20 protein-coding genes are annotated in these 22859 nt (G+C 34.5%); 17 read left to right on the top strand and 3 right to left on the bottom strand.

Going from position 1 to position 22859, the window contains the following annotated elements; genetic code table 11:
• The first annotated feature begins 166 nt into the window (after positions 1–166).
• The 12 genes from polA to A9G09_RS01725 all read left to right on the top strand — a co-directional run bounded on the left by polA (position 167) and on the right by A9G09_RS01725 (position 14096).
• Positions 167–2947, top strand: coding sequence for a DNA polymerase I (polA, locus tag A9G09_RS01780; protein ID WP_065633205.1), 2781 nt, complete (start codon positions 167–169; stop codon positions 2945–2947).
• Positions 2948–3215: 268 nt separating this feature from the next.
• The gene (gene gltX / locus A9G09_RS01775) at positions 3216–4646 is read left to right on the top strand and encodes a glutamate--tRNA ligase (RefSeq protein ID WP_065633204.1); all 1431 of its coding nucleotides are present in this window, start codon (positions 3216–3218) and stop codon (positions 4644–4646) included.
• A 56-nt stretch (positions 4647–4702) separates the two neighbouring features.
• Positions 4703–6304: a YdbH domain-containing protein gene (locus A9G09_RS01770; RefSeq protein WP_065633203.1), complete on the top strand. Its 1602-nt coding sequence runs from the start codon at positions 4703–4705 to the stop codon at positions 6302–6304.
• A gap of 11 nt (positions 6305–6315) precedes the next feature.
• Positions 6316–6501, top strand: a complete 186-nt coding sequence (locus tag A9G09_RS01765; protein ID WP_065633202.1) for a YnbE family lipoprotein — start codon at positions 6316–6318, stop codon at positions 6499–6501.
• A 129-nt stretch (positions 6502–6630) separates the two neighbouring features.
• Complete coding sequence (locus tag A9G09_RS01760; protein ID WP_065633201.1) at positions 6631–6975, top strand: YdbL family protein; 345 nt, start codon at positions 6631–6633, stop codon at positions 6973–6975.
• A gap of 192 nt (positions 6976–7167) precedes the next feature.
• Positions 7168–8841, top strand: coding sequence for an asparagine synthase B (gene asnB, locus A9G09_RS01755; protein ID WP_065633200.1), 1674 nt, complete (start codon positions 7168–7170; stop codon positions 8839–8841).
• Between the two features lie 448 nt (positions 8842–9289).
• Complete coding sequence (locus A9G09_RS01750; protein ID WP_065633199.1) at positions 9290–10270, top strand: D-isomer specific 2-hydroxyacid dehydrogenase family protein; 981 nt, start codon at positions 9290–9292, stop codon at positions 10268–10270.
• Between the two features lie 50 nt (positions 10271–10320).
• Positions 10321–11154, top strand: a complete 834-nt coding sequence (locus A9G09_RS01745) for a PTS sugar transporter subunit IIC (RefSeq protein ID WP_065633198.1) — start codon at positions 10321–10323, stop codon at positions 11152–11154.
• Between the two features lie 43 nt (positions 11155–11197).
• Positions 11198–12058, top strand: coding sequence for a PTS system mannose/fructose/sorbose family transporter subunit IID (locus A9G09_RS01740; protein WP_065633197.1), 861 nt, complete (start codon positions 11198–11200; stop codon positions 12056–12058).
• Between the two features lie 25 nt (positions 12059–12083).
• Complete coding sequence (locus A9G09_RS01735) at positions 12084–12581, top strand: PTS sugar transporter subunit IIB (protein WP_065633196.1); 498 nt, start codon at positions 12084–12086, stop codon at positions 12579–12581.
• A gap of 14 nt (positions 12582–12595) precedes the next feature.
• A complete protein-coding gene (locus A9G09_RS01730; protein WP_065633195.1) occupies positions 12596–13039 on the top strand; it encodes a PTS sugar transporter subunit IIA in 444 nt (147 codons plus the stop codon).
• Positions 13040–13154: 115 nt separating this feature from the next.
• The gene (locus A9G09_RS01725) at positions 13155–14096 is read left to right on the top strand and encodes a hypothetical protein (RefSeq protein WP_065633194.1); all 942 of its coding nucleotides are present in this window, start codon (positions 13155–13157) and stop codon (positions 14094–14096) included.
• Between the two features lie 92 nt (positions 14097–14188).
• Here the strand turns inward: A9G09_RS01725 and satP are convergent, their stop codons facing one another.
• Positions 14189–14767, bottom strand: a complete 579-nt coding sequence (gene satP / locus A9G09_RS01720) for an acetate uptake transporter (RefSeq protein WP_065633193.1) — start codon at positions 14765–14767, stop codon at positions 14189–14191.
• 230 nt (positions 14768–14997) lie between these two features.
• On the opposite strand from satP, the gene dnaK reads away from it, so the two are divergent.
• From dnaK to A9G09_RS01705, 3 genes are all read left to right on the top strand, one after another.
• A complete protein-coding gene (gene dnaK / locus A9G09_RS01715; protein ID WP_065633192.1) occupies positions 14998–16911 on the top strand; it encodes a molecular chaperone DnaK in 1914 nt (637 codons plus the stop codon).
• 126 nt (positions 16912–17037) lie between these two features.
• Positions 17038–18186 carry a molecular chaperone DnaJ gene (dnaJ, locus tag A9G09_RS01710; RefSeq protein WP_065633191.1) on the top strand — a complete coding sequence of 383 codons (1149 nt, stop codon included), beginning with the start codon at positions 17038–17040 and terminating at the stop codon, positions 18184–18186.
• A 250-nt stretch (positions 18187–18436) separates the two neighbouring features.
• On the top strand, positions 18437–19528 hold the full coding sequence (locus tag A9G09_RS01705; protein ID WP_065633190.1) for a DUF695 domain-containing protein: 1092 nt from the start codon (positions 18437–18439) through the stop codon (positions 19526–19528).
• 79 nt (positions 19529–19607) lie between these two features.
• Here the strand turns inward: A9G09_RS01705 and grcA are convergent, their stop codons facing one another.
• Entirely contained in the window at positions 19608–19991 is a 384-nt protein-coding gene (gene grcA / locus A9G09_RS01700; protein WP_065633189.1) for an autonomous glycyl radical cofactor GrcA, read from the bottom strand.
• Between the two features lie 742 nt (positions 19992–20733).
• Here grcA and ung point away from each other — a divergent pair.
• Complete coding sequence (gene ung, locus A9G09_RS01695; RefSeq protein ID WP_065633188.1) at positions 20734–21420, top strand: uracil-DNA glycosylase; 687 nt, start codon at positions 20734–20736, stop codon at positions 21418–21420.
• The gene (gene gntR, locus A9G09_RS01690) at positions 21420–22424 is read left to right on the top strand and encodes a gluconate operon transcriptional repressor GntR (RefSeq protein WP_065633187.1); all 1005 of its coding nucleotides are present in this window, start codon (positions 21420–21422) and stop codon (positions 22422–22424) included. Before ung ends, gntR begins: the two co-directional genes overlap by 1 nt.
• A gap of 64 nt (positions 22425–22488) precedes the next feature.
• Here the strand turns inward: gntR and A9G09_RS01685 are convergent, their stop codons facing one another.
• Positions 22489–22848 carry a DUF805 domain-containing protein gene (locus tag A9G09_RS01685; protein ID WP_065633186.1) on the bottom strand — a complete coding sequence of 120 codons (360 nt, stop codon included), beginning with the start codon at positions 22846–22848 and terminating at the stop codon, positions 22489–22491.
• Positions 22849–22859 lie beyond the last annotated feature (11 nt).

The following is a 22859-nucleotide window of genomic DNA, read 5'->3' as shown; positions in this document are numbered from 1 at the left end:
ATATTATATAACAGTCACAGTGTAAGATACAGTTTTTTACGCGTTTTTTATACTAAAGTGTATGACTTACATTAAACATTTTTACGTTATATTATCGGTCATAATAAGAATATTATTGCCAATTAGGTTATACTATTGACTATTATATAGCATAACCTAGGTGATTATGATGCCAAATAACACACCCATTATCTTAATTGATGGATCTTCTTATCTTTATCGTGCTTTTTTTGCATGTCCTCCGTTAACTAATGCCAAAGGTGAACCAACAGGGGCTATTTTTGGTGTCATTAATATGATTCGTAGTTTAATTAACCAATTTAATCCGACTCATATCGCTGTGGTTTTTGATGCTAAAGGGGGATCTTTTCGTAATGAGATTTATAGCGAATATAAAGCAACCCGAGAGGCGATGCCTGAAAATCTTCGACCGCAAATTGAGCCTATTCATACTATTTTGAAAGCGATGGGATTACCTTTACTATGTATTGAAGGTGTTGAAGCCGATGATGTTATTGGTACGTTAGCCAGACAAGCTGAAAGCGAAAATTTGGATGTGCTAATTAGTACTGGTGATAAAGATATGGCTCAGTTAGTGAGTAATAACATTACTTTAATTAACACTATGAATAACACCGTACTTAATCCTCAAGGGGTGATGGAAAAATTTGGTGTTCCACCCGAGAAAATTATTGATTATTTAGCACTGCGTGGCGATTCTTCCGATAATATTCCTGGCGTTCCTGGTATTGGTGAAAAAACAGCTCAAAGCTTATTAGCTGAATTTAGTGGCATCACAGATATTTATGCTCGTCTTGATGAAATTGAAAAACTTTCAATTCGTGGCGCAAAATCTTTAAAACAAAAACTGATTGATAACCAAAAAGAGGCTGAACTCTCTTATCTACTTGCCACCATTAAAACTGATGTAGAATTGGATTTTACTAGCGAACAACTGATGGTAAGTGATATTGATGTCAATGCATTAAACGAATTATTTGCCTACTACGGTTTTCACCGCTGGCAAAAAGAGTTAATGGCTGGTAGCTTTTTAAAACAGCAGAAAGGACGAGTAACCGAAATTAATGATAATCTTTCGCTGTTTACTGACGATGAGAGTACAGCTAAAGCGAAGCGTGAAACTGATTATCAATGCATTTTAACTTCAGCACAACTTGAGCAATGGCTCACTAAGTTAAGTAGTAGTAAGCAATTTGCTTTTGATACAGAAACAGATAGTGTTGATCATGTGCATGCTAAACTCGTTGGAATATCGTTAAGTGTCGTTCCTTATCAAGCCGCTTATATTCCTCTAGCTCATCAATACTTAGGAGTTCCAGATCAGTTACCACTTGATGAAGTATTAGCAAAATTAAAACCAATTTTAGAAAATCCTAATATCAAAAAGATCGCGCAAAATGCTAAGTTTGATTATAGTGTTTTGGCTAATTATGATATTAAAGTGCAAGGCATTGCTTTTGATACGATGCTTGAATCTTATGTCTTAAATAGCACCGAACGCCATGATATGGATAGTATGGCTAATCGTTACTTGAATCATAAAACTATTACTTATAATGAGCTGACTAAGTTAGATAAAAAACAGCTAACTATTGATGCCATTGATATTGAAAGAACCACCCAATATGCCGCTGAAGATGCGGATATTACGTTACAGCTGCATAATAAATTGTGGCCAAGCCTTGAAAAAGATCCAAAATTAATCAAACTTTTTACTGATGTTGAGATGCCGCTTGCTCTGGTACTTGCCGAGATGGAAAGAACAGGGGTATTAGTCGATGCTAAGTTACTCAATGAATATTCAAAGGAATTGGACACCAAACTTAGGGAAACCGAGCAGCAACTACAATTACTGGCTGGCGAAAAATTTAATCCAGCTTCGCCAAAACAAATACAAGCTATTTTATTTGATAAACATCAATTGCCGGTATTGAAAAAAACACCTAAGGGCGATCCCTCAACCAGTGAAGAGGTATTAAGTGAACTTGCTAACGATTATCAATTGCCACGTATAATTTTGTTCTATCGCGGCTTGGCAAAATTAAAAAATACCTATACCGATAAATTACCGTTAATGATTAGCCCTATTGATCATCGTATCCATACCAATTATAACCAAATTGGTACAGTGACTGGGCGCTTATCTTCTAATGACCCAAATTTACAAAATATTCCAGTTAGAAATGAAGAGGGTCGCCGCATTCGTCAAGCGTTTATCGCCCCAGAAGGGTATAAAATCATCTCGGCTGATTACTCCCAAATTGAGCTACGTATAATGGCGCATTTATCGCAAGATAAAAGTCTACTTAATGCTTTTGCTCATGACAAAGATATTCACCGTGTAACTGCGGGCGAAATTTTAGGTAAATCAGAAAGAGAAGTGACATCAGAAGAAAGGCGTCGAGCAAAAGCGGTGAATTTTGGGCTGATTTATGGCATGAGTGCTTTTGGTTTGTCGAAACAGATCAATGTAGCTCGTAAAGAAGCACAATTTTATATTGATCGTTATTTTGAACGCTACCCCGGTGTGCAAATTTATATGGAACAAACGCGTCAGTTTGCCGCTGAACATGGTTATGTTGAAACATTATCGGGGCGACGTTTATATCTACCAAAAATTACCTCAACAAATGGTATTGAGCGCCGCGGCGCAGAACGCGCAGCGATTAATGCACCGATGCAAGGCACTGCTGCTGATATTATCAAAATCGCCATGATTGAGATGAACAAATGGATTAAAAAACAGCCAGCTGGCAATATAAGAATGGTTATGCAAGTGCACGATGAGTTAGTGTTTGAGGTTAAGCATGAATTAGTTGATGCGTATCGAACTGAAATTAAATCTATTATGGAAAATTGTTACCAATTATCAGTCCCGTTAAAAGTGGATGTTGGTGTGGGTAATAATTGGGATGAAGCACATTAATTTTTAGTTAAAACACCAATAGATTTAGTTGTTCAGCGGTTTATATTAAATCGTCTAAATCAACTTAACTGTATTAACGATTGTCGCGATAATGTTGCCGATAGTAATCGGCTATTGCCGAAACCTTTTACCATGCTAGAATAAGCAACTAAACTGAATTTATATCAAAAAGTTATTCTATTGACTGATTGGGTCGAATTAGAGAAAAAAAGCGTTGGTTTTGAGTTTTCATGACCAAGCTTACTTTTGTTATTATTAGGATTATTTCATGAAAATTAAAACTCGTTTTGCGCCAAGTCCAACAGGCTATTTACATGTTGGTGGTGCTCGTACTGCACTTTATTCTTGGCTCTATACTCGCCATGCCAAAGGTTCATTTGTCTTACGTATAGAAGACACTGATCTTGAGCGTTCAACACCAGAAGCGATTGAAGCTATTATGGATGGTATGAATTGGCTTAAATTGTCATGGGATGAAGGTCCATATTTCCAAACAAAGCGTTTTGATCGTTATAATCAAGTTATTGACGAAATGTTGGCCAAAGGGACAGCTTACCGTTGCTATTGTTCTAAAGAGCGTCTAGAAAAACTACGCGAAGAGCAGATGGCAAAAGGGGAAAAAGCCCGTTATGATGGGCATTGTCGTTGTGATGCTGTACAACAACAGCATAATCATAATGAGCCGCATGTTGTGCGTTTTGCTAATCCGGTTGATGGTGTTGTTGTTTTCAATGATTTAATCCGTGGTCCAATTGAAATTGCCAATAAAGAACTTGATGATTTAATCATTCGCCGAACTGATGGTTCACCTACTTATAATTTTTGCGTAGTTGTTGATGATTGGGATATGCAAATTACGCATGTTATACGTGGTGAAGATCATATTAATAATACGCCTCGTCAAATTAATATTCTTAGAGCATTAGGTGCACCGCTTCCTGAGTACGGGCATGTCTCAATGATTTTAGGTGACGATGGGCAAAAATTATCAAAACGTCATGGTGCAGTAAGTGTGATGCAGTATCGTGATGATGGTTATTTACCTGAAGCATTACTCAACTATTTGGTGCGTCTTGGTTGGTCACATGGCGATCAAGAGATATTTTCAATATCTGAAATGATAGATTTATTTTCGTTAAATGCAGTAAGTAAATCTGCTAGTGCATTTAATACCGAAAAGTTACTTTGGTTGAATCATCATTATATTAATCATTTGGATGCCGATTATGTTGCGCAGCATTTAGTTTGGCATATGAACCAACATGGCTATGATTTAAGTAAAGGTCCTGATCTTATAACCATAATTAAATTATTTGCTGAGCGTTGTAAAACTTTGAAAGAGATGGCTGAGTCATGTGCGTATTGTTATCAAGATTTTGATGATTTTGATGCTGATGCAGCTAAAAAACACCTACGCCCAGTTGCTAAAGCGCCACTATTAACGATTAAAGCGAAAATTGAGGCGATTGCTGATTTTGATTGGCAAATTGATAAAATTCATCATGCTATTGAAGCAACCGCAACTGAGCTTGAGGTTGGTATGGGTAAAGTGGGTATGCCATTACGCGTTGCTGTAACGGGTATTGGTCAATCTCCATCGGTTGATGCAACCGTTTTTGCTGTAGGTAAAAAACGTACTTTAGCGCGCATAGATAAAGCGCTTGCTTATATTGCTCAACGAGAACAGACATCAGTGTGATTTAATTATCATTGCCGGCAAAACCGGCAATGAATGTTATGGGTTAGGAATATTAAATGGTACGTTTAAAGAAGCGTTATTCGATCCCATCTTTTCTATTACTCATTGTGCTATTATTTAGTTCATTTGGATGGTGGTATTGGCAGACTTTAAAACAAGAACTCGGCCTTACAGTTGATTGGCGAGGTATGAGTATTAGTTTTAATGGTTTATGTTTTGATGAACTGACCCTAACTAAACAATCTCAACTGACAATTACCGGTAAAAATTTAAAATTTTCATGGTCGAATTTATCGGCAACAGATTTAGAAATTTACTGGCAAGCAAATCAAAGTAAAATCGATACAGATTCATTGCCAATAGATGATAAAAGTCATACTGAACAATCAGATAGCCCCTTTTCCAATTTCGCTAGTTTTTATGCATGGCTTCCAAAATTAATACATATTGATTCATTACGTTTTTATCAGCAACAAAATGAACTTATTGATATTAAAATTAGTGTCGAAAAGCAGCTAGATTCATTGCAACTTCACGCCTCATTCAATAAAAATTATAGTGGTGAACTTTCAGCTAATTTATTGTTAAATCGTGCTGAATCTCGAGTGGATATAACCACTGCTGAATTTAATACTATCTTAAATCAAGCTGATATAAAAAATGCCAAAATAACGATTCTTTTTAATGGCTGGCTAAAAAATGATCGCCTTTCACTCAATGTCAGTAACTCGACAATAAATGCAGAGCAAGTAAATATTTCACCCAACATAATGTTAGCTAATCTTAATGGCACACTTAATTTTGCAATGCAATCTAAAATTCCAGTCAATATTGAAGATGTCATAATTGATGGAAGATTCAATATCCAAAATTTGGATGGTATTTATGATAATGTTGAAATTAAATCAGCATCAAGTGGTGGGCAACTTTTAGTTAAAGATAATAAATTCTTGATTGAAACATTTAATACAAAAATACGAAATGTGAATGTCGGCATATTATTTGAAAATGTAAAATTTGCCGGAGAATATTTAGCATCTTTTGAAGCCATAAGCAAAGGAAAATTAAGTTGGCATCGCTTTGAGTCCAAGCTTTTTTCTGGAAAAATTTTGGTTAACAATAGCACAATAAATTTCAATAAACTTAAGCAAACTATCAGAGTCTATTTAAAAGCAATCCAATTAAAAGATATCTTAACCACTTATCCGGTTGAGGGACTTAAAGGTGAAGGATCTATTGATGGTATGTTACCAATCAAAATAACTCAGATTTCAACAGCAAATAATAATAGGTATAATGTCTCTATTGAAAACGGTGAACTTGCTACAACTGCATCAGGGTATTTAGCATTTAATAATTCAGCATTGCAAGATTATGCAAAAAACAATCCTAACATGCAATTAGTCACCAATGTGTTACAAAATTTTGAATATACTAAACTTGCGGCTAGTGTTAATTATGCTGATGAAATAGCAAATTTAGCGATTAACATTCAAGGCAAAAATCCAAAAATAAAAAAAGGCAAAGCCGTTAATTTAAATATCAATCTACAAGAAAATATTGTTAAATTATTGATGAGCTTACAATTATCAGATCACATTAGTGAACCGATTCGTCAACGTATTGAAGCACATTTAAAGAAGGAATCTTTTAAATAAGAGGTTATTTTATGCTACGAAATGTTATTGCAATGGTGATATTTGCCACTATATTAAGTGGATGTTCACCTACAGTTAAAGTAGAAGCGCCAAGTGAACCTATTAATATTAATTTAAATGTAAAGATAGATCACCAAATTAATATTAAAGTTGATAAAGCATTAGATAATATTATTAATAAATCTGGCTTATATTAAATGATTGGATTTTAGTGTTTGATTGGCATTTTTAAAAATAATAAATAAAAATCTAATATGGTATATCAATAACTTTTGTTATTTATATTCAATTTAATAAATTATGATGTAATTGTTTAGGGGGTTGTTATGACAATCTATAAAAAAGTATCATGTGTTTTATTGTCGATGGTTTTATCTTTTTCCGTTTTTGCATTAAATTTAGATCAAGCAATGGATGCATTGAGTCAAGCTAAAGCACAAGGTTTTGTCGGTGAGCAAGATGATGGTTATTTAGGTGTAGTTAAAAATGAAGCTAATGCAAGTGAAATTGCTCAATTAATTAACCAGGCTCGTAAAGCACAATATCAAAAAGTCTCTGCTGAAACTAATGTGTCTTTAAGTGAAGTTGAAAAAAGAGCGGGTAGTAAAGCCCAAGAGAAAACCCCAACAGGGCAATATATTAAGCAACAAGGTCGCTGGTTAAAAAAATAATTTTTAGCTTTTCGCAGTAATAGGAAAAGTATAATCACATTGTACTTTAATTGTGTATGAATAATGTGTATGCTGTTAAACAGATAGTTTGACATACCTTATTTTACTAATAACAATGGTGTGAATTTTTTATATAGTTAGTTTTTTATTTTGTAATAGTATCGCGTATGCGATTTTAAATGGAGAAAATCAATGTGTTCGATTTTAGGTATTCTTGATATTAAATCAGATCCAGAACAACTACGAACAAAAGCACTAGAATTATCAAGTCTACAGCGTCATCGTGGACCTGATTGGTCTGGTATTTTTGCTTCTGATAAAGCAATTCTTGCTCATGAACGTTTATCAATTGTTGACGTCAATACTGGATCCCAGCCACTTTATAATAAAGATAAAACATTAGTTTTAGCAGTTAATGGCGAAATTTATAATCATCAAGAACTCCGAAATCAGTACAAAGATCGTTATGAATTTCAAACAGGATCAGACTGTGAAGTGATCCTTGCCCTGTATCAAGAAAAAGGCATTCATTGCCTTGATGACTTACAAGGTATGTTCGCTTTTGTTCTTTATGATATTAATAAAGACGCTTACTTTATTGGTCGTGACCATATTGGTATTATCCCTATGTATATGGGTTATGACGAAAATGGTACATTTTACGTCGCTTCTGAAATGAAAGCATTAGTCCCAGTTTGTAAAACAATTGAAGCTTTCCCGCCGGGCAGTTATTTATCAAGCACTGAAGGTGAAATCAAAACTTATTACAAACGCGATTGGATGGATTACGAAAATGTCAAAGATAATAAAACTGACATTAACGAACTTCGTGTAGCATTAGAAGAGTCGGTTAAAAGCCATCTTATGTCTGATGTACCTTATGGCGTACTACTTTCTGGAGGACTTGATTCTTCGGTTATTTCAGCTATTACCAAAAAATTCTCAGCAAGACGGGTTGAAGATCATGAAAAATCTGAAGCTTGGTGGCCACAATTGCATTCATTTGCTGTTGGCTTGAAAGGCGCGCCTGATCTTAAAGCTGCACAGGCTGTTGCTGACCATCTTGGTACCGTTCACCACGAAATTAACTTTACTATTCAAGAAGGTATTGATGCTATTCGTGATGTGATTTATTTTATTGAAACTTACGATGTAACAACCATCCGAGCTTCTACACCAATGTATTTGATGGCTAGAAAAATTAAAGCGATGGGCATTAAAATGGTCTTATCGGGTGAAGGTGCCGATGAAGTATTTGGTGGTTATTTGTATTTCCATAAAGCGCCAAACGCCAAAGAGTTCCATGAAGAAACGGTTCGTAAATTAGCGGCACTTCATATGTATGATTGTGCTCGTGCTAATAAAGCAATGGCAGCATGGGGTGTTGAGGCTCGTGTTCCATTCTTGGATAAAAAATTCTTAGATGTGGCTATGCGTATTAACCCTAAAGATAAGATGTGTGGCAGCAACGGCAAAATGGAAAAACATATTGTCCGTGAAGCATTTGAGTCTTATTTACCCGCATCTGTTGTTTGGCGTCAAAAAGAACAGTTTTCTGATGGTGTAGGTTATAGCTGGATTGACACATTAAAAGAGATTGCTGAAAGTAAAATTACTGACCAGCAATTAGCAAATGCTAAATTCCGTTTTCCGTATAACACACCAGCTTCAAAAGAAGCATATATGTATCGTGAAATTTTTGATGAATTATTCCCAGTTGAAAGTGCTGCTCACTGTGTACCGGGTGGTCCAACTGTTGCTTGTTCAACTGCAAAAGCGATTGAGTGGGATGAATCATTCAAAAACCTCAATGATCCATCAGGTCGTGCTGCGATAGGCGTGCATAATGATGCTTATAAAAAGTAATATATCAAATTTAAATACTCGCTTATTTATCTGAGTTAATTATAAAAAGGGCTATATGCCCTTTTTTATTTTCAGTGAAGTCTAAATGCTTTCTTTATGGTCCTATCTGTTCGGGATCTTATCATTCACCTGCCGTGATTAATTATTTCTATTACCGATACTCATTTTCAGTATGATTCAATTGGATTGGTTAATTTGATAATTGATCGATTAAATTGCATTAAGATTTTTATCAAAAATGGTTTTATTGGCTTTCCAATATCTCTGGTTTTTGGGCTCTATTTAATAGAAAAGTTTTTTATTAAATCTGTGATCTAAATTCACTTTTTTCTAAATCTTATAAACTATACTAAATGTTACCAGTCACATTATGGCTGTTTGGAAAGTAAATTATCTTTATTTTCCGATAATTAATACGTAAGGGTGTATGATTAATTAGGAGCATTGAGTGAAAAATTATAAAATTGCAATAATCAACTCAAGTAGTTTTGGAAAATATTTTCCTGATCATTTAAAACGATTAGAAAAAATTGGTGAAGTAAAACATTTTACTTTCGAAAATAATATTCCCGGAATAGAACTCGCCGACGCATTGCAAGAATTCAATATTGTTATAGCAAGTGTTAGACCCTTTTTTAACAAGGCGTTTTTTGATAATAAAAAACAACCTCTACTCCTACTTTCACGCCATGGCATCGGCTTTAATAATGTTGATGTTGTAGCAGCTAAAGAGCATGGAACTATCGTCACTATTGTGCCGCCTTTAGTGGAGCGTGATGCGGTTGCCGAAAATGCTGTGACTAATTTATTAGCATTAATTAGACAAACAGTTCAATCTCAAGCTGCGGTTAAGGCAAATGAATGGAAAAAAAGAGCCTCTTTTCTAGGCATCAATGTTACGGGTAAAACTGTTGGTGTTATAGGATGTGGGAATATTGGTAGCCGCGTAGCAGAGATATTTAAACACGGTTTTAATGCTCGATTGCTGGTTGTTGATCCTAAGGTTAACAAAACATGGGCGAGTAAACACAATATTGAAATTGTTGAGTTAGATTATTTGCTAAAAAATGCTGATATCATCTCTTTAAATGCATCATTAAACGAAACAAGCTACCATATTTTAAAACAACCTCAATTTTCTTTGATGAAAAAAGGTGTTTATATTACAAATACCGCACGAGCCGAATTGATTGACGAAAGTGCATTAATTAACGCCCTAGATAGTGGTATTGTTGCAGGACATGCAACAGATGTAATGTACGTTGAACCTTCATATAACGATAATCCCTTAGTCCAGCATCCAAAAGTGCTTGTCACACCTCATACTTCAGCTTATGCCATTGAATGTTTACAAGGTATGGGTGAAAAATGTGTGCAGGATGTAGAAAATTTTGTCAATAATTTACAATTGCAATCCGTTGTTTCTTAAGGGGTTATTTTAAAGTTTAATTGATAATAACAATATCAAGGAGTTTAGATATGCAAGATATGCATGTTACATTTCTACAAGCCGCTATTATTTCAATATGGGTTGCGATGGTTATGTCTCGCGGACTAGGTGGCGCAACTTTGACACTCAGATTTACACCGATGATGACGGGTTTAATTGTCGGTATTGTCTTTAATGATATTCATAATGCCATGATAACCACAGCAGCTATTCAGCTAATCTACATGGGCGTTTTTTCACCAGGCGGGCAAATGCCATCAGAACCCGCTATAGCAACAGCCGTTGCGGTTCCTGTCGCTTTACTGGGTAAAATGGAACCAACTGCCGCAGTTGCTGTTGCAGTGCCTGTTGGATTATTGGGATCTTACCTATATCAGTTAAGATTTTTCTTTAATACGATGATTATGAAATTAACTGAAAAGTATGCACAAGAGGCAAATAGCTCTGGTCTAACTTTATCAATCATCATACTACCAATAATTTGTAGCTTTGTTCTTTTCGTCCCATTTATGTTTGTAGCACTGTATTTTGGTGCACCAATTATTGCGGATGTTATTAAAACAAATGCAGGGGGATTAGTTTTCCACATTCTTAATGTTATTGGTGGCGGACTTGCTGCTGTTGGTATTGCATTAACTATCTATGTTATTGGTAAAAAAAGTTACATTATTTTCTTTTTACTTGCGTATTTTATGGCTGTAATGGCAAAACCACTTAATATCACCATGGTCACTTACGCGATTGTTGGCGCTATCATTGCATTTATTTTTGTTCTAGCAAAAAGTGAAGCAGTTAATTCTGTCGCAGATCAACCAAGAAGTAATTCAAATAATAACAATCAAATTGATGATGATGATTATTAATCTGTAACTATTTGATTAATAGATCAGAAAGAGGAATTTTATAATGACACAAATAGTACAAGAAAGTATCGATCTAAAACCAGAGGCAATTACTAAACGAGATATCACTTTTGCTTGGTTACGGTGGTATTATGCTAATGAGATCCCACACTCATTTGACCGTTATCTAGCTGCTTCTTTAATGTGGGGATTAATGCCAATTCTTAAAAAATTATATAAATCAAAAAGTGAGTTAGCTGCTGCTTACCAAAGACATTTGCTGTTTTTTAATACTCAGATAACCTGGGGAGGCGGCACTATCTCAGGCATTATGGCTTCATTAGAATCTGTAAGAGCTGATGAAGTTTATCAGAAAAAATCGATCAGTATTGATAATGATGTACTTTATAATACCAAAGCGGGTTTAATGGGGGCCTTAGCGGGAATTGGTGACGCGATTGACTCAGGAACCATTCAGTATATCTTCATAGCCATTGCGCTACCTTGGGCTCAAGAAGGTCTAGCAATCGGTGCTTTATTTCCTTTCTTTGCTTTTGTTATCTATCAACTTTTTGTGGGGTATTATTTTGCTCAGTTAGGCTTTAAATTAGGTCGAAATGCGGCAACTGAAGTTGTTGGTAATAAAATGCAGATGATTATTGAAGCACTATCCATTTTAGGGTTGTTCATGATGGGTATTTTAGCTGCTAGTTATATTAAAGTATCATCAAGTTTAAAATTTACTTTATCAGGCAAAGATTTTGTGATCCAAGACACGTTGGACAAAATTTTGCCTGGTGTTTTGCCACTTATGGTTGTGATGGGATTATATTTCTATTTTTATAAGAAAGGATTAAAGGTAACTCAAGCATTAGTTGGATTAACAGTAATACTCGGTGTATTAGCAGCTATTGGCATTTTATAAAGTTAAAAAATATAGAGGTTAAATTATGGGAAAAGTCGTTTTAGCGCGCGTAGATAGTCGCCTTATTCATGGTCAAGTTGCCACTAATGTTTCTAAAGCAGCCGGAGCAAATGCGTTGTTTGTAGCTGATGATTACTCTGCAAATGATGAGTTTACTAAAAATATTATTTTAGGTGCTGGTGCCAGTACAGGACATAAAATAAGAGTATTAAAAGAAGATGGTGCAGTAAGATATTGGAATGATCGCCAGTATGATGATTTTAATGTTATTTTGATTACTAAAAATATTGAAGTCATGTATAAAATTATTAAAGCGGGCGTGCCAATAACCAATCTTAATATTGGAGGTTTACCACTTGTACCGGGAGCAACGTCAATAATTAAAGAAGTATCAATTAATAAACAACAACTTGATTTGCTAATCGATTTACAAAACAGCTATCCCAATATGGATATCTATTTTCAAGCAACCCCTTCTTTGAAAAAAGTAACGTTAAGTGAAGCGATTAAAATGTTTGAATAATCGAGGAAAATAATATGATAGGTGTATTATTAGTTAGTCATGGCAAGATGGCTGAAGGGATTAAAGATAGTGTCACAATGATTGTTGGCGAACAAGATAAATTTGCATCATTATCGCTCAATCCAGGACAAGATATTAATCAATTAAAAACCGATTTGTTTAATTGTTCAAAGTCACTTAATAGTGGTAAAGGTGTATTAATTTTTGTCGATTTGTTTGGTGCCTCGCCTTATAACGCATCAATGCGATGTTTGCCTGAGTGGGAAAAATTAGGTATGAATGTTCGGATAATTACCGGTATGAACTTGCCAATGGTCATTAATGCTGTATGTAATAGGGATTCATTATCACTACTGGATTTAGCAAAAGAGTCTATTGAGGCAGGACAAGAAAATATTCAAGAAGCTATTGGCAATATGGCTAATTTAGCCCAATCTCAAAACGAAGATGATTATTGATTAAACTTACATCTTCAATAGATAATCATCATTTTAATATTATCTATTTGTTTCGCTGTTAGTGTGAATGATAAATCGCACTAACAGTTTTTCTAAATTCAAATAATGATTAAAAATGGATAAATTTAAAGACCTTGTACTAAGATATTGTGTCATTTTTGGTAAACGATTTACGTCTAAAGAGAAAATTACTTTTTTAAGAGTAATATCGAAAGAACTGATTCAATTAGGTTATAGTGTTGAAGCCAAATTAGCAAAATTAAAGTTAGCAACAAGACGATATGAAAATTATTACAATGCTTATATTGGTGATTTAAATAATGCTGAATTAATTATTTGTACTTATTATGATACAGGTATTAAAAATTTTAATCTTCAGAAAAAATACGCATTCACGCCTCAATTTAGTAAATTAGGTTATTTTGTAGGTATTTTACCTATTATTATCTTATTTATCGCGTCACTGATATTAAATTACTTTGTTTTTATTCCTAAAATTCAATTTGAGGGATTTTTTAGTATTTCCGGCATATTGTCGATTATTTCGACCATTTTATTATTTTTTATTGTTTTAAAATACAAAAATGGCATTCCCAATCAAAAGAATTTTGTTTGTAATACTTCAAGTATTATTACAATTATTAATTTAATTCATAAGTTTGATAAAAAAGAAAAGAAAAAAATTGCGTTTGTTTTATACGACGATGGTAATGGTGGCCAATATGGTTTAAAAATGTTAGAAAGCTATTCGGAACAAATAAAAGATAAAAAATTTATTTTTATCGATAGTATTGGTAATGGGGATGATTTAATTTTTTTAAAACCGAAAACATCAATGCTAACTTTAGATGGTGTGACTTTTCATTCTGGTGAAATGGCAACACAATTAACCAACTACTTAATGATTACATCTGGTAATATCGATCAAGATAGTAAAATTCTTATCAAGAATGCTAGCTCTTCAAAAGATAATTATCTATCAGAGCAAATAATCACCAAGCATACTCAATCTCTTGTAAATGTATGCAAGGCTTTACTCACCAAACACACTAAATAATTCATTAATTGAGTAATTTTTTATAAAAAAAACGGGGTATACCCCCGTTTTTATTACTCGCTTATTCGTCATTGCATGACGACTTAATATTATTAATGTGCAGCACCTTTAGGCGCGCCAATTGGTAAAATTGTACGACCATATTGTTCATTAAGTACTTCGGCCATGGCAAGGTAAATAGCGCTAGCTCCGCAGATAATACCTTCAAAACCAGCTATATGAATAATGTCATGGTTGCCACAAATGTTACCAATTGCTAATAAAGCAAATAAAATCGTTAAACTAGCAAAAACAAATTGTAATGCACGATTAGCTTTTAAGGTACCTATAAACATGAAAGCGGTAAAAATCCCCCATAACGCAAGGAAAATACCGACAAAAGTTGCATCAGTTGGTGCAGTTGCTGGTGATGTTGGTAAATACCAAATTCCCACTAATGCAATCCAAAAGAAACCATAAGAGGTGAATGCAGTTGTACCAAACGTGTTACCTTTGCGAAATTCTAAAATTCCAGCAATGACTTGCGCAAGCCCACCATAAAAAATACCCATAGAAACGATTGCTGTCATCACAGGGAAAAATCCTGCATTATGAATATTTAATAAAATGGTGGTCATGCCAAATCCCATCAAGCCAAGTGGACCTGGGTTTGCAAGTTTAGTTTGTTCCATAAGGATCCTATAAATAATTATCATAATAAAAAAGAGCGGCAATAATAAGTGTAGAAAAGCTGATAATCAAGATTTAAGAAAAAATAATTTTTTTTCCCCCTTGATATTGATAATAATGTTCCCATTTATGTGGAAACAATAACATTTCTTTGTGAAAAATAAGCTCTTGAAAATAAATATTTAAGACTTATATACAAGAAATAAAATACAGGTTTTGAGGAGAAAAGATTATGGGTAAAATTATTGGTATTGATTTAGGTACAACAAATTCATGTGTTGCAGTAATGGACAATGGTCAAGCAAAAGTATTAGAAAACGCCGAAGGCGATCGTACAACCCCGTCAATTATTGCATATACACAAGATGGTGAAATTTTAGTTGGTCAACCCGCTAAACGCCAAGCAGTAACCAATCCACAAAATACACTATTTGCAATTAAACGTTTAATTGGTCGTCGTTATGATGATGCCGAAGTACAACGTGATGTTGCTATTATGCCTTATAAAATTGTTAAAGCTGATAATGGCGATGCATGGGTAGATGTCAAAGGTCAAAAAATTGCGCCACCGCAAATCTCTGCTGAAGTATTGAAGAAAATGAAAAAAACCGCAGAAGATTATCTTGGTGAGCCAGTAACTGAAGCAGTTATCACTGTTCCAGCGTATTTTAATGATGCACAGCGTCAAGCAACTAAAGATGCGGGTCGTATTGCTGGTTTAGATGTTAAACGTATTATTAACGAACCAACAGCCGCTGCACTTGCTTACGGTTTAGATAAAGATGTAGGTAACCGCACTATTGCTGTATATGACCTTGGTGGTGGTACATTTGATATCTCAATTATCGAAATTGATGATGTTGATGGCGAAAAAACATTCGAAGTATTAGCAACTAATGGTGATACTCATTTAGGTGGTGAAGACTTTGACTCACGCTTAATTAACTATTTAGTTGATGAATTTAAACGTGAACAAGGATTCGATCTTAAAAATGATCCACTTGCAATGCAACGTTTAAAAGAAGCGGCAGAAAAAGCGAAAATTGAATTATCATCAGCACAACAAACTGATATCAACTTACCATATATCACTGCTGATGCATCAGGTCCAAAACACTTAAATATTAAAGTGACACGCGCTAAACTTGAATCATTAGTTGAAGATTTAGTAAAACGCTCAATGGATCCGGTTAAAACTGCACTACAAGATGCTGGTTTATCAGTATCTGATATTAAAGATGTTATTTTAGTCGGTGGTCAAACTCGTATGCCTATGGTGCAAAAAGCGGTTGCTGACTTCTTTGGTAAAGAACCACGTAAAGATGTTAACCCTGATGAAGCTGTAGCAGTAGGTGCAGCAGTACAAGGTGGTGTACTTGGTGGTGATGTTAAAGATGTGTTATTACTTGATGTAACACCATTATCTTTAGGTATTGAAACAATGGGTGGTGTGATGACTACCTTGATTGAGAAAAACACAACTATCCCAACTAAACATAGTCAAGTGTTCTCAACAGCTGAAGATAATCAATCAGCGGTAACCATTCATGTGTTACAAGGTGAACGTAAACGTGCAAGTGATAACAAATCATTAGGTCAGTTTAATCTTGATGGTATTCAAGCTGCACCGCGTGGTATGCCACAAATTGAAGTAACATTTGATATTGATGCTGACGGTATCTTACATGTATCAGCAAAAGATAAAAACACAGGACGTGAACAAAATATTACTATTAAAGCTTCTTCTGGTTTAAGTGAAGAAGAGATTCAAAAAATGGTAAATGATGCTGAGGCGAATGCGGAAGCTGACCGTAAGTTTGAAGAGTTAGCTCAAATTCGTAACCAAGCAGATCACCTTGTTCACTCAACACGTAAACAAGTGTCTGATGCAGGCGATAAATTACCAGCTGCTGATAAAACAGCCATTGAAGATGCAGTGAGTGCATTAGAAGTTGCAGCGCGTGGTGAAGATAAAGCTGAAATCGAAGCGAAAATTAATGCATTAATGGAAGCATCTAAAAAATTGCTTGAATTAGCACAGCAACAAGGTCAGGCAGAACAGTCAGATCAAGCTGGAAGTAGCTCTACAGCGCAAGACGATGTTGTTGATGCAGACTTTAAAGAAGTTGATGATGATAAAAAATAAGCATTAACCGCTGTGTTTTTTAATGAGTTATTTCAACGAGTTTTAAACATGTAACACATTAAACGGGCGCGAGGTAACTCAAGCCCGTTTAGTTGTTTATGTAATAAATAAAAATAAAGGTAAATTATGGCGAAGAAAGATTATTATGAAACATTAGGCGTAAGTAAAAGTGCCACTGAAGCTGAAATAAAAAAAGCCTATAAACGCCTTGCCATGAAATATCATCCTGATAAAAATCAGGATAATAAAGCTGAAGCAGAAGCAAAATTTAAAGAAGTGAAAGAAGCTTATGAAGTTTTGACCGATGCGCAGAAAAAAGCAGCTTATGATCAATATGGGCATGCTGCTTTCGAGCAAGGTTTTGGCGGTGGTGCAGGAGCGGGTGCCGGTGGATTTGGTGGCTTCGGCGGCTTTAGTGGTGGTTCAGCATTTGATGATATATTCAGTGATTTCTTTGGTGGTGGTCGTGGCGGACGAGCGCAAAGCGCATCACGTGGTGCTGATCTGCAATACAATATTACCTTAACACTTGAAGAAGCCGCTGCGGGTGTCAGCAAAGAAATAAAAGTACCAACATGGGTTACTTGTGATACTTGTCATGGTCAAGGTACAGAAAAGGCATCAGATGTTGTTACCTGTGAAACTTGCCATGGTGCAGGGGTTGTGCAAATGCGCCAAGGTTTCTTTGCCGTACAGCAAGAGTGTCCAACTTGTCATGGACGAGGCAAAGTGGTTAAAAATCCTTGTAAAAAGTGTCATGGCGAAGGTCGTATCCAAAAAACAAAAACACTTTCTGTAACTATTCCTGCGGGGGTGGATACGGGTAATCGTATTCGACTTTCCGGTGAAGGTGAAGCAGGCTTAAACGGTGCACCAGCTGGTGATTTATATGTTCAAGTGCAAGTTAAACCACATGGTATTTTTGAACGTGATGGTAATAATTTACATTGTGAAATTCCAATTAATATTGCATTGGCGTCACTAGGTGGAGAAGTTGAAGTACCAACACTTAATGGTAAAGTTAGTTTAACGATACCGGCCGAAACACAAACAGGAAAAATGTTTAGATTACGTGGTAAAGGTGTCAAATCATTACGCGGTAGTACAATGGGTGATTTGTATTGTCATGTTGTGGTTGAAACTCCTGTTAATTTAACGGGTAAACAAAAAGAGTTGTTAAAAGAATTAGGCGAAAGTTTTAAAGCCGATAAAAGTTCTAAGCATAGTCCAAAAGAAAAAAGCTTTTTTGATAAAGTGAAAAAGTTTTTTGGCTAATAATTTTCAATAATGTACAAATGGCGAGGCAGAAAAACTACCTCGCCATTTTTATTTATCTAGTTCATATCAATAAACCCTCATTTTTAAATGTTTTTTTGTTAATTCTTGATAGCTAAATTTTGTGCAATATTTTGTATCAAACGTAGATAATCGATGTTGTTCAAAATTAAATTGATGTAGTATATTGAATTACATATTATTTTTATTTGTACATAATTTTAATCACTTTTATCTATAGGATTTTTTTATGTTTTTAAAAAAACTTTGGCAAAAATTGCGACCACAAAATGAAGTCATTCCTCAACAATCAACACCAGATGATAACCTCAAAATAGCTATCCAATCCTTTTGGAATAAAGTTAAACAGTCAGAACAGCCGCTTAGTGAATTGCAACCCTTAGATTTAATGGAAAAGCTCAATAACTTGTTAAGTGAAAACCAATTAGACGTTATTGCCGAAATTATGGGGGGAGAGGTAAAAAAACATAAAATTATCTTTACTGCCGAAGGTAAAATTGAACGTTTTGAACTAGTAGTAGAAATTGTTAAATTAGCACCTAGTTTAGATCTATTTGAAATTGAGGCATTTCGACAACGAGCTAATAAAATTTCTGATTTTGAAATAAATTTTAATGGTACCTCTTTTTCATTGGGGGCATCAGATTTATTGATTCAATATCATGAAGATCATCGAAAAATTGCTTTGGATTTAATGTTTGCTAAACCAATCGCCAAAGATCAAATAAATTATGCACAAACATTAGCTTTAGTCATTTTGGATCATCTTTTAGGGGAGTACGACTTAGCTATAAAAGTGCAATCAATTAATTTTGTCGACACAATGCTTGATACTAATAGTATTACGGCTGAAGAGTTTGCTAAACGATTTGATGATATCTGGAAAAATGATTTAAAACACACCGGTATTTTTCCTATTTCTGAAAGTGAAGATCAATTGTTTGTATTCGAATTGGCAAGTAAAGATGATCCTGATGATACGACTTTAGTGCAGCGTAACGAGACGGCTAATGCATTGGCTTGTGATATTAATTATGGTTATGGACTTAATCTGAGTATAGAACTAGATTGTAAAGAGACCTTATCGTTGGTTTACGATATAGAAGATGCCATTAGCGCCGCTTTCCGTGAAAATAAGAAAGGCATTCATGCCCAAAATTCTTTACACCAAGCAACAAGAACTATGCTTTGGTATGTAGAAGATAAACATCGTGCTACTCAAATAATTCAAAATATATTAAATCAATATCAAGATCTATCAGTAAAAATCGACTGTGAGTTTGATCCTGCTTGGATGGAGTATTTAGCTTGGGTAGACTAGTTTAGAACAAAGAAATTTGTTTTTTCATAAAAAAAACCCAGCATAAGCTGGGTTTTAATCATTCGATAATAAACTAAAATTACATTTTAGTTGTGAATGTACGAGCAATAACGTCGCGTTGTTGTTCAGCAGTTAATGAGTTGAAACGAACTGCATAACCAGAAACACGAATAGTTAATTGTGGATATTTTTCTGGATGTTGAACAGCATCTTCTAAAGTTTCACGACGAAGAACATTCACATTTAAGTGTTGACCACCTTCAACTTTGATAGTTGGAGCAACATCTAATGGAACTTCACGATATTCGAATTGACCAAGTTCTGCAGTTGGGATAACTTGATCTTCTTTATAAACTGATTTTGCAGCTACACAACGAGCTTCTTTTGTTGAGTCGTCCAATAACCAGAAAGAGTTAAGAAGTGCTGCATTGTCTGCTTTAGTAATTTGGATACCTGTAATCATTTTTAAATCCTCCTAACGGGGCCTTATTGCCCTAAAATAATTAAGGTTAATATAGCACTTTCAAGTTTTGATTAAAGTCAAAAAAAGCTATTAATTCGATAAGTAATACCTTTGATAAAAAATGATTAATAATTTTTTTAAACTAATCAACTTATTGATATGTAAGATATTATTATTCAATTGTATTAAAATACTTTACAAGTAATAAAACGATGATTAATAAGTTAAGTAAATCAAGTTGCCTTAAAAACGGTATTTTTTACTTCAATTTTAAGTGGTTCCCTTAAGGTAAAAGTAAATTTTAATGCCACACCTAGCCTATTATCATTTAATAATTTTTTATCAATAGCAATACGCTTATCAATACAAATATGATTTTATGTATATTTTATCTTATTCATCCAAGTATACACATTACCAATAAACCATAAATATCATTAATCCCTTTGGGATGATTACTTTGATGATGAGTGTGTTACTCATTAATAAAATTAATCAGATTATTAATAAATCCAAATTTCAGATCTTAATTCATAAACTTGGATTATTACAAAAAAGATCGTTAAATATTGATACTATACGAACAAGTTATGTCTAATTTATGTTTGACTGAATTTTTAAGCGTGTTTATTTAGATTAAACGTACTTGATTACTGTTAGGTTTATTATTATTTTTAGGTATAATTAATGTTATCGGCTGATAATGTTGTTGAGCCATATGAAATAATAATATAGGTATTGTATGAGTAATCAATTAACATGGCATGATGTCATTGGATCGGAAAAAGATAAACCTTATTTTCAACAAATAATGCAATTTGTCGCATCAGAACGAGCTAAAGGTAAAGTGATTTACCCTCCACAGCATGATGTGTTTAATGCATTTCGCTTTACGCCTTTTAATGACATTAAAGTCGTGATATTAGGACAAGATCCATATCATGGACCAAATCAAGCTCATGGTTTGTCGTTTTCAGTACTACCTGGCGTTAAACCACCCCCATCGTTACTTAATATCTATAAAGAGCTTTCGACGGATATTGAGGGTTTTAAAATTCCTTCTTATGGTTATTTAGGTTCTTGGGCAAATCAAGGTGTTCTTTTATTAAATACGGTATTAACTGTTGAAGCAGGACAAGCTCATTCCCACGCTAAAATAGGTTGGGAAACGTTTACTGACCATGTTATTGCGGCAATTGATAAATATCTTGAAGGTGTTGTATTTTTATTGTGGGGATCACCCGCTCAAAAAAAAGGGCAATTTATCGATCGGCAAAAACATCATGTTTTAACGTCTGTGCACCCATCACCATTATCTGCACATCGTGGCTTTTTGGGTTGTAAGCATTTCTCAAAGGCAAACGATCTTATTATAAAACAGGGTAAAACCCCGATTGATTGGCAGCCACAACTTCCGGAAAAACAGTAATGAGTTATAGTAAAAAACGGCGAACTGGTTTGCAAGAAATTGCTAATTTAATTGGCATAAGTAAAATGACAGTGAGTCGATATTTACGCGATCCTAATTTAGTGTCTAAACCACTACAGTCTCAGATTTCAGCAGCAATCGAACAGCTTGGTTATATCCCTAATAAAGCACCTGATATGTTATCAAATGCAAAAAGTAATGCGATTGGGGTTGTGTTTCCATCGTTAACCAACCAAGTTTTTGCTGATATTTTAAAAGGAATTGAGATGGTTACTGATGCCAAAGGATATCAGACCATGATTACTCATACAGGGTACAATGTCGATAAAGAAGAGCAACGTGTTCGTTCGTTACTCTCTTATAATATTGATGGATTAATCTTAACTGAAAGAATCCATAATCCTGCCACATTAAAAATGATCGAAATTTCGGGCGTTCCTGTAGTTGAAATTATGGATAGTGTATCACCGTGTATTGATATGGCGGTTGGTTTTGATAATTTTACTGCAACCCGAAATATGATTCATCGCATGATCGAAAAAGGGCGTCGCAATATTGTTTATTTTAGTGCAAGGCAAGATCAACGTAGCATCATTCGGCAAAAAGGCTATGAAAAAGCTATGCAAGAAGCAGGGTTAACGCCGCGTACGTTAGCGACTAAAGAAGCCTCCTCTTATGAACTTGGCGCACGTTTTTTACACCAAATTTTAAAAGAGTTTCCTGCCGTTGATGGGATTTTTAGTACTAACGATGATTTGGCTTTAGGAGTACTGCTTGAATGTCAACGAATGGGTATTGAAATTCCTAAACAAATCGCTATTGTTGGTTTTCATGGGCATCAAATCGGTCAATATATGAATCCAAGATTAGCATCGATACATACTCCAAGAATTGAAATGGGTAAAATAGCTGCAGAACTATTATTAAAAAGAATTAATGGGGAAAGGATAGATCAAAAAGTGGTGGATTTGTCTGTTGAATATCTAGATGGAGAAAGTATTTAATTGCATAAAAATAATGTTGGAATAATAGAACCTCATCATTAAAATTGATGAGGTAAACAAGCAATTATAATCCTTTCGGATTATCACCATATTGGTTACTACCTGGTGTAGAATTTATACACATGAAAACAAGCAGTACAATACTACCAAATGGGATGAAACTAATTAAATACCACCAGCCTGATTTATCGGTATCATGCAAACGACGTACAGTCACTGCTAAACTTGGAATAAAAAATGCTAATACTGCAACTACTCCAACTAAAAGCATTAATGATGACATAGCTTGGCTAAGCGAACTTAAAAACATTAATACGAAAAAAAATATGATTACAAATAAGTTGAAAAGCCAATACTCTTTACGACGAGCTCGACCACTAAAGTTTGCATAATTTTTTGTCATACAACTGATAAACCAATTCATTGTTATAATTC

It is taken from the genome of Gilliamella sp. wkB292 (assembly GCF_001690235.1).
Lineage (GTDB): Bacteria > Pseudomonadota > Gammaproteobacteria > Enterobacterales > Orbaceae > Gilliamella > Gilliamella apicola_F.
This window is presented reverse-complemented; position numbering and strand designations above follow the sequence as displayed.